The organism is Mesorhizobium sp. M6A.T.Cr.TU.016.01.1.1, from assembly GCF_003952585.1.
GTDB classification, from domain to species: domain Bacteria; phylum Pseudomonadota; class Alphaproteobacteria; order Rhizobiales; family Rhizobiaceae; genus Mesorhizobium; species Mesorhizobium mediterraneum.
On record NZ_CP034452.1, the window covers coordinates 2778815 to 2793318 of the forward strand.

A 14504-nucleotide genomic window follows, 5' to 3' on the forward strand; every position below is an offset into this window, starting at 1 on the left:
ACGCCGGGCTAGATGATACCAGGCGGTCGCTCCGCTCAGTTGCTTTCGCCGGTCGGCAGCGAGAAGATATAGCCTTCGCCGCGCACCGTGCGCAGGAATTTCGGATTGGCCGGGTCCGCCTCGATCTTCTTTCTCAGCCGCATGATGCGGATGTCGACCGCGCGCGACGATTCAGGATCTTCCACGAAGCCGATCGCCTCGGAGATCGCCGCACGCGTCAACAATCGGTTGGCGCGTGTCAGGAAGACCTCCAGCACGTCGAACTCGCTCTTGGCCATGTCGATGACCGTCCCATTGGTGCCGGTGACAAACCTGCCGTCGAGATCGGCATGGAAGGGGCCAAAGCTCATGTAACGGCGATTGGCTGTTGCTTCGGCCTTGGCGCTCTGCGGCTCGGTCGGCTGCGGAACGCGGCGCAGCACGCTGCGGACCCTCGCCAGCACCTCGCGCAATTCATAAGGCTTGACGATGTAGTCGTCGGCCCCAAGTTCCAGCCCGACGATGCGGTCGAGCGCGGTGCCGGCGGCGGTGGCATAGATGATGCCGATCGGCATTTTCGAGCGCAGCCAGCGGCCGAGTGACAGGCCGTCTTCGCCTGGCATGGCGATGTCGAGGATGGCCAGGTGAAACGACTGCGTTTCCAGCAAGGTTCGCGCGGCACTGGCACTCTCGGCCGTGGCGACATCATAGCCGCTGGCGCCGAGATACTCGGCGACCGCGTCCCTCAGATCGGGCTCGTCCTCGACGATGACAATTCGTGCCCGCACTATGCTCTCGCTCCCGCTTTCAGTGGAAAGTAGATTGGGTATAAACATCATGTCCAGCGCTCATCTTGGGTTGCCGGTTGCAGGGTGGGAAAAAAATGGCTGCACGATCCATTATCGCGCTTGTTTCCGTCGCCGAAGTGGTCGCGACCGATCTCGCCGACCATCTTGAACGGCGCGGTCATGACGTGCGCGCGGTGCGGCAGCCGTGGGAGGCCGAATCCCTGCTTTCCGGAAAGGGCATCGATGTCGTCGTCGTCGGCGACAGCCTCAGCCAGGCGGAAGGGCGTGATCTGCTCAGGCGCCATGGCGGCGAGGGCGGGCCGGATTTCATCCTGATCTGCCGGCCGGCTGATCTCGTCGACAAGGTGCTGGCGCTCGAACTCGGCGCCGCCGATGTCGTCGAAAGCCCGCTCAACGTCAGGGAACTCGCCGCCCGTATCGGCGGCTTGCTGGCAAGGCGCGGCAGGAACGTCGGGGAATTGGTCGTGCTGGAGAACGCGACGGTCGACCTCCGGTCGGCCATGGTGATGCATCGCTCCGGCACTGAAGAACAATTGTCGCCGGGTCAGGTGGCGCTGCTCAGACTGTTTCTGGCCAGCCCGCGCAAGGTTTTGACGCGCGACGACATCATTGCCGCCGCGCCCGCCGAAAATGCCGATGCCTTCGATCGCTCGATCGATTCGCGCATCGTGCGGCTGCGCCGCAAGCTCGACACCGAAACCATCACCACCATAAGGGGGGCGGGTTACCGGTTCGATCCGCCGACGCAGTTCGCCGACTGACGGCTGGCCCACTTCGCAAAGGATACTGTAGCACTTCAATTTTGCGCATGATCCCCAGCGAAAATCGTCTCCGATTTCGGGGGCATGCGCTTGCAACTCAGCGCACCACGAGGAGCGACGGCCCTGACGGCCTTTCGTAGGCCGTGCCGAGTTCGCTGGCATGGGCCCGATCTTTCAGGAGCACGGTGGCGAGGCCGGCAAAGCCGAGCAGGCCCTGCGCGTAGAGCAGTGCGGAAAGCACCGAAGCAGCAAATTTCGTGTTCATCGGTTTTGTTCCCCAAATTCGGTTTCAGGTTCGCTTCAGGGAAACCCCCGAAGCGCCCGCGCCGCCAGCGGAGCCCCCCGTCGCGGCGCGGGCCTTCGGTCCTCTCGGCTGCAAGTTGCCGGAGGGGCCGCGCATCTTCTTCAGCCCAAAACCGACCCGCCAGAGGGCCTTGAGCCGGTTGATGCGCAGGCTGGACACAATCCAGACCGTGGCGAAAAACAGTGCGGCATGTAGCGTCGAAACTTCGCTTGAAGTCATCCCCGCAAGCTTCGTCGTCGGGCCGCCAGCGAAGGTGCCGACGCCGCCAAGGACCGCTGCGGCTATGCTTATCCTGAAAACCCAGGACATCGCGTTCGATTGCAGGTTCATCTTCGTTTGTGCCGGCTGTTTTCGTTGGGTCAACTCTGCGGGTAGCCTGTATCCAGATCATGCCGCTAGCGCGCGCGCTTTGTTGCAAATTGGTTTCGATGCAAGTCAAATTTCTTTCATATGAGGCAATATTACTTTCGTTTAGCAATGACTGCGCCTTCTGCTTCCGCCGGTCAAACGAGGGCGTCATGTCCTCCGGGTTCCGCCTTTCGGATGTCCACGGATAGGCTTCCGGTCGTTAACCAGAGGAAACAGATTCGAAACAGAAATGCCTGCCACACGAAATCAATTCGAAACATCGCACGACGATAAGCCGGTCATCGAATTGGAGCCGGCCATGTCCGGCAGACAGGGGGATCTCATGTACACTGCCATTTCTGCCAAGCTCATCAACGTCGCTGCCGCCGCCCTGACGGGTGCAGCTCTTCTGTTCGGCGCCGGTAATGGCGTCGCCCATGCCGCCAATCGGGCCGCCAATCAGATCGTGGCGCGGATTTCGATTTCGCAACAGACGATGGAAGTCCTGGTCGACGGGCGGCCGACCTTCGCGTGGAAGGTCTCGACCGGCGCCAAGGGGCATGTCACCCCGACCGGCTCGTTCAAGCCGACCCGCATGCACCAAATGTGGTATTCGAGGAAATACGACAACGCGCCGATGCCGCATTCGGTCTTCTTCAAGGGTGGCTACGCCGTCCATGCGACTAATTTCGTCAAGCGCCTGGGACAGCCGGCCTCGCATGGCTGCGTGCGGCTGCATCCGGCCAACGCCGCCGATTTCTACCAGCTTGTCGAGATTTTTGGCCCGGCCAATACCCGGATCGTTATCGTCAAATAGCTAGCCGAGACGATCGGCCTGACGAGTATGACTGACTGCCCAAGAAAAAGGCCGGAAGTTCCGGCCTTTTTTCGTCATTCAATCAATCGGCACCGGCATCAGCTTCGGGTCCGGCTTCTCGGCATGATGCGGCAGGTCCTTGCTGGCGATGAAGGTGTAGAACATCGGCACCACGAACAGGGTGAACATGGTTCCCACCAGAATGCCGGTGAAGATCACCAGGCCCATCGAGTAGCGTGCCGCAGCACCCGCGCCGCTGGAGATGATCAGCGGCACCACGCCGAGCGCCATCGCCGCCGTCGTCATCAGGATCGGCCGCAGCCGCACCTTGGCCGAGGCGATGATGGCATCGCGGCGCCGCATCCCGTGGTGCTCGCGCTGCTGGTTGGCGAACTCGACCAGAAGAATGCCGTGCTTGGTGATCAGACCGATCAGCGTGATCAGGCCGACCTGCGTATAGATGTTGAGCGTTCCCAGCCCCAGATTGAGCGGCACGATCGCGCCGAAGATCGACAGCGGCACGGACATCATGATGATCAACGGATCGCGGAAGCTTTCGAACTGCGCCGCCAGCACCAGATAGATGACGAGAACGGCTGCCGCGAAGGCGATAATGATCGTGTAGCCCTGTTCCTTCTCCTGCCGCGACTGGCCGGTATAGTCGATGAAGAACGTGTCGGGCAGGCTTTCCCTGGCGATATCCTCGATGGTCTTCAACCCGTCGCCGGTGGTGACGGTGGGCAATGGCAGAGCGGAAATCGTGGCGGAGTTCAACTGGTTGAACTGCTCGATCACGGCCGGCGAGGCATTGGTCGAGATCTTCACCACCGCCGAGAGCGGCACCATCTCGCCCGACGCGCTGCGCACGAAATACTCGGCCAGCTTTTCAGGGTTGTCGCGGAATTTCTGCGGCACCTGCGGGATGATGTCGTAGCTGTTGGATTCGCGGTCGAATTGCGCCACTTCGGCGCCACCGACCAAGAGGGTCAGTGTCCGGCCGATGTCGGCGATCGGCAGGTTGAGCGCCGCAGCGCGGTCGCGGTCGATCGTCACCGTCACTTGCGGCGCGTCGAAGGTCATCGAGTTCTGCACGACCATGAAGCGGCCGGAGGCCTGCGCCTTGTTCTTGATGTCCTCTGCCGCCTCGTAGACCTGGGAGGCCTCGCCGGTCGAACGCACCACCATTGTGATCGGCAGGCCGCCGCCCGAGCCTGGCAGCGTCGGCGGTGCGAAGACGAAAGCTTCGACGCCCGCCACCTTGCTGAGGCGACCCGTGATGTCTTCCTGGAGTTCCTTCGAGCTGCGCGTGCGGTCGGCCCAGTCCTTGAACGCAAAGCCGACGAAAGCGGTGTTCGTCTGGCCGCCGCCGAAGGCGACCGCCGAGAACCGTGCCCGCGTCTCAGGCAGGTCATCGACCAGGCCAAGTATCTGATTGACGTAGCTCTCGGTATAGTCCGACGTCGCGTAGCGCGGCGCGGTCACCAGCGAAAGCAGGAAGCCCTGGTCTTCTTCCGGCGCCAGTTCGCTCGCGGTCCTGGTGAACATGAAGCCGGTCGTGGCGACCAATGCGATGACGATCATCAGCGTCACCGGGCGATATTTCAGCGAGCCGCTGACCAGCCGCTCGTAGAGGTTTTCGACGCGCCCGAACGTGTTGTCGACAATGCGCTGGAAGCGGCTGTGCGAGCCGGCCCTCAGGATGCGTGCCGACATCATCGGTGTGATGGTGAGGGCGACGACACCCGAAAGCACCACCGAGCCGGCAAGCGTCACCGCGAATTCGCGAAACAGTGCGCCGGTCAGGCCGCCGGTGAAGGCCAGCGGCGCGAACACGGCGGCCAGCGTTATCGTCATGGCGACGACGGCGGAGGAGATCTCCCGCATGCCGTTGAAGGCCGCCTGCATCGGCGACATGTTGTCTTCTTCCATGTGGCGGTGAATGTTTTCCACCACCACGATGGCATCGTCGACGACGAGGCCGATCGCCAGCACCATAGCCAGCAACGACAAAAGGTTGATCGAATAGCCCAACGAAAACAGCAGGAAGCAGACGCCGATCAGCGACAGCGGAATGGTCACGATAGGCATCAACACCGAGCGGAATGAGCCGAGGAAGAGCAGGATGACGACGATGACGATGATGACCGCCTCGCCGATGGTCTTGAACACCTCCTCGATCGAAGCGCTGATCTGCTCGGTCGAATCGTAGACGATCTCGATCGTCATGCCGAGCGGCAGCGTCTCCTGGATGGTCGGCACAATTTCGTGGATCGCCTCCGCTGTCGTCAGCGGATTGGCGGCCGGCGTCGGGAAGATGGCGAGGAAGATGCCGGGCTTGCCGTTGAAGCTGACCCTGGTGTCGGTGTTCGCCGCGGCGAGCTCGACGCGCGCGACGTCACGCAGCCTCACCACATTGCCGTTGTTGGAGCGGAGCGGAAGGGCGGCGAAAGCCTCCGGCGTCTGCAGCGTCGAGCGGACGGTGATCGAGGAAGCCACGTACTCGTTTTCGGTATTGCCGGGCGCGGAGAGGAAATTCGATTCGTTAATGGCGGTCAGCACTTCCGCCGCCGTCACGCCGCGCGCCGCCAGTTTGATCGGGTCGATCCAGACGCGCATCGAATATTCGGCGGCCCCGAAGATCTGCACGTCGGCAACGCCCTCGACCGTCGACATGCGCGGCCGCACGACTCGTTCGATATATTCGGTGAGCTGTTCCGGCGTCATGTTCGGATTCTGCATCGAGATATACATCATCGCGAACTGCTCGCCGGTGCCCTTGACGATCACCGGGTCTTCGGCCTCGTCCGGCAGCTCGCCGCGCACGCCTTGTACCTTCGACAAGACTTCATTCAGCGCGATGTCGGGGTTGGAGCCGAGTTTCATCTGCACCGTCACGGTGCTGGAGGACGGCCGGCTCGCCGACGTGACATAATCGATGTTTTCGGTCGAAGCGACGGCACGGGCGATCGGCGCGGAAATGAACCCTTGGATCAAGTCGGCGCTGGCGCCGGGATAGGCCGTGGTGATGGTGATGGCCGTTTCTTCAACTTCCGGATACTGCCGGATCGAAAGGTTGAAGATGCCCTGGAAACCCAGAAGCAGGATCATCAAGGCGAGCACGGTCGAAAGGACCGGACGGCGGATGAAGAGGTCGGAAAAGCTCATTACTGGGTTGCCTGCTGGTTTGCCGGCTTGGTCGGGTCGATCGTGTTGTCGACGGCAACGGACATGCCGTTGGAGAGCCGGTTCTGGCCGGCGGTAACGACTTCGTCGCCGGGCTGGATGCCTTCCAGGATCTCAACTAGGCCGGCGTTGCGGCGGCCGGGCTTAACGAACACCTGGGCAAGCACGAGCTGCGGCTTCTGTTCTTCCGCTTTCGGTTCGGCCGGGGTAGCAGCCGGTTTTTCCTCCGGTTTTGCCGCGGGTGCTTCGGCCGCGGGCTTCGCGGTGTCCGTGGCGGGCTTTTCTTCCGGCTTCGCAGCAGCAGGGGCCGCGCCACTGGCCGCGGCCGGCTTCGCCGGACGCACCACAAAGACAAAGTCACCGTACAGGCTGGACGTCAGCGCGGTCTGCGGCACCGTCAGCACGTTGTTTTCCTCGGGCAATTCGACGCGCACCTGCACGAACTGGCCAGGGGTCAGCTTGCCTTCGGGGTTAGCGACCTCGGCCCTGACCGTCACCAGCCGGCTGGTCGGGTCGATCTTCGGGTCGATACCGCGGATGGTGCCGGCGAACGGCAGCTCGCCGTCGCCAATGCCCAGCCGCAGCTTCTGGTCGATCTTCAGTAGCGGGAGCTGCTGTTCGGGAATCGAGAAATCGGCCCGCATCGTCTCCAGGTCCTGCAGTGTCACTACGGAAGTGCCGGGTGAGAGATACTGGCCGAGATCGATCCTGGGAATACCGACCGTGCCGCCGAAGGGCGCTGTCAGCAGCTTCTGATCGAGCACCGCCTGCAGCCTGTTGACCTGCGAAGCGGAAGCCGATGCAGTTGCCCGCGCCGTGTCGAGCGTCGATTCCGAGCCGACACCGCGTTTCTGCAATTCAAGGGCGCGTGTCAACGCCGTCTGGTCGAGCGCTGCTTGCGCCTTCGTCGCATCGAGATCGGCGCGCTCGGCGGCATCGTCGAGCTGAAGGAGAACCGCGTTGGCTTCAACCTTCTGATTGGCGTGAAATAGGATGTCCTTGACGATGCCGGCGGTTTCGACGGTCAGGTCGACGCCGCGTACCGCGCTTACCGTGCCGATCGCTTCGACGCCCGGCGTCCAGCTGGTCGGCTTGACGATTGTCGTCGACACCGTCGCGGCCGGCGGCTTCATCGTGGCGAAGAATTGCTGGATCGCATTGTCGCGGAACAAATTGAAGCCGACGATGCCGCCGCACACCAGCACGAGCAGAATGAAGGCGATGATGAAGCGCTTGATCACGAACAGTCCCCTTGGCCATGGCCCGGCATAACGGTCGGATGACCGAAACACATACCTGTGACTGGTCCCGATTTCAAATGACGGCGATCTTACTGTACCGTCTGGACGGTCTTGTCAATTCCGCATAGGCTAATGTATGGGGAGGCGATTGATGAAAGCCCGCAGAGCAAATTCGCGTGAGAAGATTCTCGCCGCCGCCGCCGATGTGGCACGCGAGACAGGGCCCGGCAGCCTGTCGCTGGACGCCGTCGCCAGCCGTGCCGGCGTGTCGAAAGGCGGCTTGCTGTACAATTTCCCGACCAAGGCGAAACTGATGCAGGCGCTGGTGGAGGATTACCTGCGCGCCTTCGAGCAGGCGCTGGAGTCCGCCCGCACGGCCGGCGTCATCGGCGAAAGCCCGCTTGCGACTTACATCAAGCTTTCAGCCGAACATGCCGAGGAGTCGAAACCGTCGGCTTCCTGGATATTTTCGGCGATCGCCGAGGATCCCGATTTCCTGACACCGATAAAATCGTTCAGGCGGCAGGTCTTCGAGCGGCTCAAGGGAGAGACGCCGGACCTCAAGGCGCTGCTGGTCTGCTATCTCGCCATCGAAGGGCTTCGCAGCATGAACCTCTTCGATTCGGACGTCCTTTCACGGGACGAACGTCGATTGCTGGTATCGTCCTTGCTGGAAATTGCGGGATAGATCGAGGATGCCATCAGAGCCGGCCAACGGTTTCTCGTCCGATGCGGCCCAGCGCAGCCTTTCCGTCCTATCCAAAACCGGTGCGCACCCTCGGGTCAGGTCGATAGCAGCGCTTTTGAGCGCGCCAACGTCACCATCAACGGCCTGGGCCGAAGCAGCCGCCATGGAGCGGGAGCGCGCCGGCATCGAAGCGGATTCGGCGTCAAATGCCGTTACTCCGGCGCCAACATGATGGATGCGGCAGCAGTGAGCGCCATGGTGCGCGAGGCCGAAGAGACCTTCGGCAGTCTCGACATCCTGGTCAACAATGCCGGCATCCAGCATGTCGCGCCGATCGAGGAATTCCCGGACGACAAATGGGAAGCCATCATCCGCATCAATTTGCTCGCCGCCTTCTATGCAATCAAGGCGGTGCTGCCCGGTATGAAGGCGCGCAAATGGGGCCGCATCATCAACACTGCGTCGGCGCACGCGTTGGTCGCCTCGCCGTTCAAGTCCGCCTATGTGTCGGCCAAGCACGGCATAGCGGGCCTGACCAAGACAGTGGCGCTGGAGGCGGCACTTGACGGCGTCACCGTCAATGCGATCGCGCCCGGCTACGTCTGGACGCCGCTGGTCGAAAAGCAGATTCCGGACACGATGAAAGCGCGGCATGACCGTGGAAGAGGTTAAGCGCGACGTGCTCCTCGCCCCCCAGCCGACCAAGGAGTTCGTCACCGTGGACGAGCTTTCCGCACGGGCGTTGTTCCTATGCACGGATGCGGCAAAGCAGATCACCGGCACAACCTTGCCGATTGATGGCGGCCGGACGGCGCAGTAAGCACCGGCGCCATTGCCGCAGCCATCATTGTCACGGCCGGATTTCCAACGTATGCCGACGCCATGCCGCACCGGTTGCGTGAACAATCGGCGGGACACAATGATATGCCGATTGGTGAAGCATGAGCGAAATCAAGGTGGAGCGTCTCACCAAGCGGTTCAATGAAACCGCCGCGCTTGATGCCGTTTCGCTGGACTTCGCGGCGGGCTCGTTCACCGCGCTGCTCGGCCCGTCCGGGTGCGGCAAGACCACGATGCTGAGACTGATCGCCGGCTTCGAGGCGCCCAGCCAAGGCCGCGTGCTGTTTGGCGACGAATTGATGGCCGATCCGCAGCGGCAGGTGCCGCCGGAAGCGCGCGGCGTTGGTGTCGTCTTCCAGTCCTATGCGCTTTGGCCGCATATGGATGTCGCCGAAAACGTCGCCTATCCGCTGAAAGCCCGGCACGTCAAACGGGGCGAGATCGCTGGCCGTGTCGGCGCGGTTCTCGATATCGTGGGACTCAATGGGTTTGAAAGCCGCCGCATCGAGGAACTGTCCGGCGGCCAGCGCCAGCGCGTGGCGCTGGCGCGCTGCCTCGTTGCCGACGCCAAAATTATCTTGTTCGACGAACCGCTCGCCAATCTCGATATGCATTTGCGCTCGTCGATGGTCGACGCCTTTCGCGACATCCATCGCCGCACCGGCGCCACCATCGTCTATGTCACCCACGACCAGGCCGAGGCCCTGGCGCTGGCCGACCGCGTTGCCATTATGAGCCGAGGCAAGGTGCTGCAGGCGGCGGCGCCGCAGGAGGTCTATCGCGCCCCGGCCAATGCCACGGTTGCCGGCTTCGTTGGGCGCGGTTCCATCGTTGGGGGGACAGTCATCGATCATGCCGAAGAAACCGCGACGGTCGACATAGCCGGGCATCGCCTCGTGGCGCGAAGTGCCGGGACATCGGCAGGGCCGGTGAAAATCCTGCTGCGACCGGAAGCGCTGCGGATTTCACCTGAGGGCATGCCGGCGACGGTGCTCGACAGCGTCTATCGCGGTCCGGTGCATGAGGTGCGGCTGGCCTTGCCGATGCCAGGGCCAGGGCCAGGACCAGGACCAGGACAGGAATTGCTGATCGACAGCACCGAGGCAGTGGCAGTCGGCCAGAGCGTGAATGTCGCCGTCTCGGACGCCTGGATTATTCCAGGCGCCTAACGCTGCTTACCGCCAGGGCAAGACGCCTGCCGGAAGCCGCCGGCCGAACCGGTCGAGCACAAGCAGCAGGACGACGACAACGGCAATCGTGGAAACGGCGATCGCGGCGGCCTGCGTTCCCAAGCCTGCTTCCTCGAGGCTGAACAGCACCACGCCGAGCGTCTCATTGCCGCTCGACCAGAGCAAGGCCGAGACCGTCAGCTCGTTGAAGGCGCTCATGAAGACGAGCAGCCCGCCTGCCACTGCCGCGGGTGCGGCGAGCGGCGCGGTTATCGTTGCAAGCCGGCGCAGGGACCCAGCACCCGACACCGCCGCCGCCTCGTCGAGGTCGCGTGAAATCTGCCCGACCGCGGTAGCCACTGGTTTCAAGGCGAGCGTGAAAAACCGCATCGCGTAGGCGACCACGATGATCGAGGCCGTTGCATAGAGGCTGCCGACCAGCGGCAGCGGGCGCAGGAACAGGAGGATGCAGGCTATCGCAAGCACGACGCCGGGGACCGCATAGGGAAGGTCGACGATGCCGCTGAGGAGACGCTGCCAACGCCGGCCGAGCCGTTCGAGCACAGCGGTCACCGGGATGACGCCGATGGCGAGGATCAGTGCCGCAGCACCGGCAAAAAGAAGGGAATTGCGGAAGGCGCGAACGGTCGAAGCCTGGCGGACAAGAACCTCGGCATAGTTGGACGCGGTCAACGTTTGCCAGCCAAGCGGGACACCGAAGGACGGCACGAGCGACGTCGCCAGCAGAGCGCAAGCCGGAAGCACGAGGATGAAGCCGATCGCCAGCCAACCGAGACCGGCCAGCAGCAGGCGGTAGCGCCCGAGCTCGAAACGCGCCGGCGTGCCTGAAGTAAAGCGGTGAGCGGCGCCGCGCAGAGCCAGCGACTGGCAAGTGACACCGGCCAGCGCCAGCACGCCGACCAGCACCGACAGCGCGGTGATCTGCGGCAAGACGCCAGGTCCAAAACTCGACAGGTCCTGATAGATCAGCGTCGGCAACGTCAGATAGTTGACCGGCATTCCAAGCAGGGCCGGGATACCGAAATTGCCGACGCCGGAAACGAAGGCGAGTGCCGCCGCAGCCACGATATAAGGACGCACGATTGGCAGGACGATGGTTCGCAGCACGAAGAGCGGCCTGGCGCCGGAGGCCCTGGCTGCTTCGACGAGATCGCGAGGAATCCGCGAAAGCCCCGCCCGCAACGTGATGAAGACGATCGGCGCGTGCTGGACTGCGTAAAGCAGGATGATGCCATTGCGGCCGAGCATCGGATTGGGTGTGCCCGGTGGCGGCGCCATGCCGACCATGCCGAGAAGCGTGCTGGACGGGCCAAACAGATGCAGCCACGACAAAGCGGTCACCTGCGGCGCGATCATCAGCGGCAGCAAAAGCAGGAAACCAAGGGGCTTTCGCCCGGGCAGGTCGGTCATGGTGACGGCGATGGCGACGGGGCCACCGAGGCAGACCGCCAGCACGGCGCCGAAAAAGGCAGTATCCAGCGTATGCCACGTCGCCCGTAAGGCGGCGGGCTTGGCCAGGCGTTCGGCGAATGCGCCGAAATCGAGCTCACCGCCCGGCGCGACGGCCGCGACGAGGAGCCTGACCATCGGCAGCAGACTGAGCAGGGCGATGACCAGCAGAACGGCGAGCGCCGACGCGCGAAACCCCGATGTGGTCCGCACCCCGGGCCCGCGCCGTGCCGGCACGGACTGCCCGGGGAGGATATACTGCGCGGACGATACCACTGGCGGCTGGACTCGCTACTGGCTCATCACGGCGCCGAACTTTTCCTTGTTGGCGGCGTCGTTGGCGAGCGCGGCGGCCGCATCGTAGCGCAGCACCTTGATCGACGAGCGATCGGGATAGCCGGCGGGCAAGGCAATATCGGCGCGCGCCGGAATGTAGCCCATCTTCGCGGCGGCTTGCTGTCCGTCCTTGGACAGCAGGAAATCGACGAAGGCCTTGGCCGCCTCGGTGTTCTTGGCCGTGGACAGTATGGCGACAGGCTCGGTGACGGCCGAGACGCCTTCCCTCGGGAATACGAACTCGACGGGCGCGCCCTTGGCCCTTTCGCGGATGGGCATGTAGTCGACAATCATGCCGAACAGCTTGTCGCCGCCGCTGACGGCCTTCAGCACGTCGCCATTGCCGCCGCTTGCCTGGGCGCCGTTCTTGGCGAGCGCGTTGTAATAGTCCCAGCCTTCCGGCAGGTTTCCGGTCAGCGTCACGGTGTGGATCATCGCCGCACCCGAGGTCAGCGGGCTGGGCATCGCGACAAGGCCCTTCGCCTCCGGCCTGGTGAGGTCTTCCCAGCTCGCCGGCACGAAGGGCGCCTTGGTGTTGTAGACAATGCCGGTGGTGATCAGCTTGGTCGAGAAATAGGTCTTGTCCTTGTCGTAGAGGGTGGCGTCGATGCCGGAGACATCGGCCTCGGGATAGGCGAGCAGCCTTCCTTCCTTCTTCAGCCCTTCCATGGTCACAACGTCGGCGATCAGAAGCACGTCCGCCTGCGGCTGGCCGGCTTCGATCTCAGCACGCAGCTTGGCCAGGATCTTCGGTGTTCCATCGCGCACCCATTCGACCTTGACTGCGGGGTATTTCGCCATGAAGGCATCGACGGTCTGCTGAGCGTCGGTGTTGGGCTGGCTGGTATAGAGGACCAGCGTGCCGTCGGCAGCTGAAGCGCCTGCGATGGCGGATGCCAAAAACATGGCGGCGAGAATGATCTTGCGCATGGAAAACCCCACTTCGTGTGAAGAGACGGATCCGGCTGAGCGCCGGATGCGAGAACGCTCTCCCTAGCGCCGCAGGATAAACCTATTGTGACAGGCGGGGATCGGCAAGGATGGCAGGTTTTTCGTCGCCTCGGACGATCCGGGGAACTTTTGCTCGGCTGGCGATTTTGGATGTATGGTGAGATGCTGAACGGCCAGAAGGTGATTGCCGATGACGACAAGACGCTTTGCGATCCGCGTGCTCGCTCTCGCGATAGGCTGTAGCCTATCCGCTTCCGCCTTCGCGGGCGACAAGCACCGCGACCACCGGGTTCAATCCGAACGCTACGTTCCCGCCGAAGACGATATCATCGACATCCTGTTTGGCGGCTCGCGCTACTATGACCAGCAGTTGGTCACCACAGCCGCAGGAGCCTGCTCCTACCACCGGATCGGACCCGACGCGAATGCGCTAAACAAGATCAACGATCACCATTGCGGGAAGTAGGCGCGGGCACTCAGCGCCCGCCAGCCTCCTTCATCCGCGCGATGATCTCGGCCATCAGCGCCAGGTCGCGGCGCGAATCCGCCAGGTCCGTCAATGGCCTGGTGCCATCTGAGATGTGGCGGTGGAAAGTCTCCAGCTCGTTGGAGAAGGCGTCGCCATAGAGCGGCCCGAAGGTCCGCGTGACCGGGCCGAGCGGTCCGGCTTCCGTCACTTCGAGCCGTGTCGGCAGGCTGCGGATATAGGGCGTGTCGTAGACGATGCGGATGCGTTTGGTGTTCGAGCGCACCTCGATCATGGCATCGAACAGGCCGAGATCGTCGACCACCGCGTCATACTGGCAGGCGAAATGGCCGTAGTCGAAGGTCACTGAGGTGTTGGCGCCGCCATTGGTCCGGTGCGCGGCGAGCACGCGAACCGGTTCGCCGATGAGCCCGCGCATCGCTGAGATGTGGTGCGACGACAGCGCGGTCAGGCCGCGATAGGCGCGCACGAGATCGGCCGGCGCATCGGCACCCACGATTTCGCGGATCAGCGTGTCGCGCTCCCTGGCGCCGCGTGCCAGTAGCGCCGAGTCGATATCGCTGGGATAGAGGATGTTCTGGCTCCTCTTCAGGAAATGCCGGCCTTCGGAGATCAGGTCGAAGATGCGCACATGAGTGATGTCGGCGAAGGCGGGTAGTTCGTCCCTGGCAGCCAGATAGGCAGGTGCATAGCGGCGCATGTAGCCGACGAAGATCGTCTTGGCGTAATTCGTCGTCAGCACCAGCAGTTCGTCGATCTCGCGCACCGTCAGACAAGCGGGTTTTTCCAGAAGGACGTGCTTGTCGGCTGCTACGGCAGCTCGGACGAAACGGCTGTGGGTGTCATCTGATGACAGAACAAAAACTGCGTCGATGTCGGGCGAATTGATCAGCGCTTCTGCCGTTTCGAAGGCCTTGGCGGTTGGGTATTCGGATGTGCACAGCGCCACCAGGCTCGGCGAGACGTCATAGACGCCCGCTATCACCCAGCGATCGCGCTGGTCGGCCAGCACCGGCAGATGGATCGACTGCGCGACCTCGCCAAGACCCACAAGTCCGACACGGATTATCGCCACTCGCAAACTCCCTTTGTATCATTCAATTCGTAACGAGATGGCCGGA

General features: G+C 63.0%; 13 protein-coding genes and 1 pseudogene. 7 read left to right on the plus strand and 7 right to left on the minus strand.

The features are described 5' to 3' along the window. Window positions 1–35: 35 nt before the first annotated feature. The gene (locus tag EJ075_RS13390) at window positions 36–815 is read right to left on the minus strand and encodes a response regulator transcription factor (protein WP_185928140.1); all 780 of its coding nucleotides are present in this window, start codon (window positions 813–815) and stop codon (window positions 36–38) included. 47 nt (window positions 816–862) lie between these two features. Here EJ075_RS13390 and EJ075_RS13395 point away from each other — a divergent pair, with 47 nt between their 5' ends. After that, window positions 863–1549 (plus strand): response regulator transcription factor, encoded by a 687-nt coding sequence (locus tag EJ075_RS13395; protein ID WP_126104648.1) that lies wholly within the window; start codon window positions 863–865, stop codon window positions 1547–1549. A 97-nt stretch (window positions 1550–1646) separates the two neighbouring features. On the opposite strand, the gene EJ075_RS13400 is transcribed toward EJ075_RS13395, so the two are convergent. After that, window positions 1647–1814: a hypothetical protein gene (locus EJ075_RS13400; protein ID WP_126104649.1), complete on the minus strand. Its 168-nt coding sequence runs from the start codon at window positions 1812–1814 to the stop codon at window positions 1647–1649. Between EJ075_RS13400 and EJ075_RS33120 the strand changes: the two genes are divergently transcribed. Further along, window positions 1807–2307 (plus strand): hypothetical protein, encoded by a 501-nt coding sequence (locus EJ075_RS33120; protein WP_164547095.1) that lies wholly within the window; start codon window positions 1807–1809, stop codon window positions 2305–2307. The genes EJ075_RS13400 and EJ075_RS33120 overlap by 8 nt on opposite strands. A gap of 237 nt (window positions 2308–2544) precedes the next feature. Continuing rightward, window positions 2545–3018 carry a L,D-transpeptidase gene (locus tag EJ075_RS13410; protein WP_095487655.1) on the plus strand — a complete coding sequence of 158 codons (474 nt, stop codon included), beginning with the start codon at window positions 2545–2547 and terminating at the stop codon, window positions 3016–3018. A gap of 78 nt (window positions 3019–3096) precedes the next feature. On the opposite strand, the gene EJ075_RS13415 is transcribed toward EJ075_RS13410, so the two are convergent. Together EJ075_RS13415 and EJ075_RS13420 are read right to left on the minus strand one after the other, a co-directional pair. Beyond that, a complete protein-coding gene (locus EJ075_RS13415) occupies window positions 3097–6183 on the minus strand; it encodes an efflux RND transporter permease subunit (protein WP_126104651.1) in 3087 nt (1028 codons plus the stop codon). Continuing rightward, window positions 6183–7448: an efflux RND transporter periplasmic adaptor subunit gene (locus EJ075_RS13420; RefSeq protein WP_126107330.1), complete on the minus strand. Its 1266-nt coding sequence runs from the start codon at window positions 7446–7448 to the stop codon at window positions 6183–6185. Before EJ075_RS13420 ends, EJ075_RS13415 begins: the two co-directional genes overlap by 1 nt. Before the next feature lie 145 nt (window positions 7449–7593). On the opposite strand from EJ075_RS13420, the gene EJ075_RS13425 reads away from it, so the two are divergent. From EJ075_RS13425 to EJ075_RS13435, 3 genes and pseudogenes are all read left to right on the plus strand, one after another. Continuing rightward, window positions 7594–8130 (plus strand): TetR/AcrR family transcriptional regulator, encoded by a 537-nt coding sequence (locus EJ075_RS13425; RefSeq protein ID WP_095487096.1) that lies wholly within the window; start codon window positions 7594–7596, stop codon window positions 8128–8130. A 69-nt stretch (window positions 8131–8199) separates the two neighbouring features. Continuing rightward, window positions 8200–8950, plus strand: a pseudogene (locus tag EJ075_RS13430) (3-hydroxybutyrate dehydrogenase). 121 nt (window positions 8951–9071) lie between these two features. Continuing rightward, window positions 9072–10139, plus strand: coding sequence for an ABC transporter ATP-binding protein (locus EJ075_RS13435; RefSeq protein ID WP_126104652.1), 1068 nt, complete (start codon window positions 9072–9074; stop codon window positions 10137–10139). Window positions 10140–10145: 6 nt separating this feature from the next. Here EJ075_RS13435 and EJ075_RS13440 read toward each other — a convergent pair whose 3' ends face one another. Further along, complete coding sequence (locus tag EJ075_RS13440; protein ID WP_126104653.1) at window positions 10146–11822, minus strand: iron ABC transporter permease; 1677 nt, start codon at window positions 11820–11822, stop codon at window positions 10146–10148. Between the two features lie 78 nt (window positions 11823–11900). Beyond that, entirely contained in the window at window positions 11901–12875 is a 975-nt protein-coding gene (locus tag EJ075_RS13445) for an ABC transporter substrate-binding protein (protein WP_095487092.1), read from the minus strand. 211 nt (window positions 12876–13086) lie between these two features. On the opposite strand from EJ075_RS13445, the gene EJ075_RS13450 reads away from it, so the two are divergent. Continuing rightward, window positions 13087–13362 (plus strand): hypothetical protein, encoded by a 276-nt coding sequence (locus EJ075_RS13450; protein ID WP_126104654.1) that lies wholly within the window; start codon window positions 13087–13089, stop codon window positions 13360–13362. 10 nt (window positions 13363–13372) lie between these two features. Here the strand turns inward: EJ075_RS13450 and EJ075_RS13455 are convergent, their stop codons facing one another. Further along, window positions 13373–14458: a Gfo/Idh/MocA family oxidoreductase gene (locus EJ075_RS13455; protein ID WP_126104655.1), complete on the minus strand. Its 1086-nt coding sequence runs from the start codon at window positions 14456–14458 to the stop codon at window positions 13373–13375. Window positions 14459–14504 lie beyond the last annotated feature (46 nt).

Excerpts from the sequence above, each read along its gene's own strand:
- EJ075_RS13390 (WP_185928140.1), bottom strand. The coding sequence starts at position 815 with ATGTTTATACCCAATCTACTTTCCACTGAAAGCGGGAGCGAGAGCATA.
- EJ075_RS13395 (WP_126104648.1), top strand. The coding sequence starts at position 863 with ATGGCTGCACGATCCATTATCGCGCTTGTTTCCGTCGCCGAAGTGGTC.
- EJ075_RS13400 (WP_126104649.1), bottom strand. The coding sequence starts at position 1,814 with ATGAACACGAAATTTGCTGCTTCGGTGCTTTCCGCACTGCTCTACGCG.
- EJ075_RS13410 (WP_095487655.1), top strand. The coding sequence starts at position 2,545 with ATGTACACTGCCATTTCTGCCAAGCTCATCAACGTCGCTGCCGCCGCC.
- EJ075_RS13415 (WP_126104651.1), bottom strand. The coding sequence starts at position 6,183 with ATGAGCTTTTCCGACCTCTTCATCCGCCGTCCGGTCCTTTCGACCGTG.
- EJ075_RS13425 (WP_095487096.1), top strand. The coding sequence starts at position 7,594 with ATGAAAGCCCGCAGAGCAAATTCGCGTGAGAAGATTCTCGCCGCCGCC.
- EJ075_RS13435 (WP_126104652.1), top strand. The coding sequence starts at position 9,072 with ATGAGCGAAATCAAGGTGGAGCGTCTCACCAAGCGGTTCAATGAAACC.
- EJ075_RS13445 (WP_095487092.1), bottom strand. The coding sequence starts at position 12,875 with ATGCGCAAGATCATTCTCGCCGCCATGTTTTTGGCATCCGCCATCGCA.
- EJ075_RS13450 (WP_126104654.1), top strand. The coding sequence starts at position 13,087 with ATGACGACAAGACGCTTTGCGATCCGCGTGCTCGCTCTCGCGATAGGC.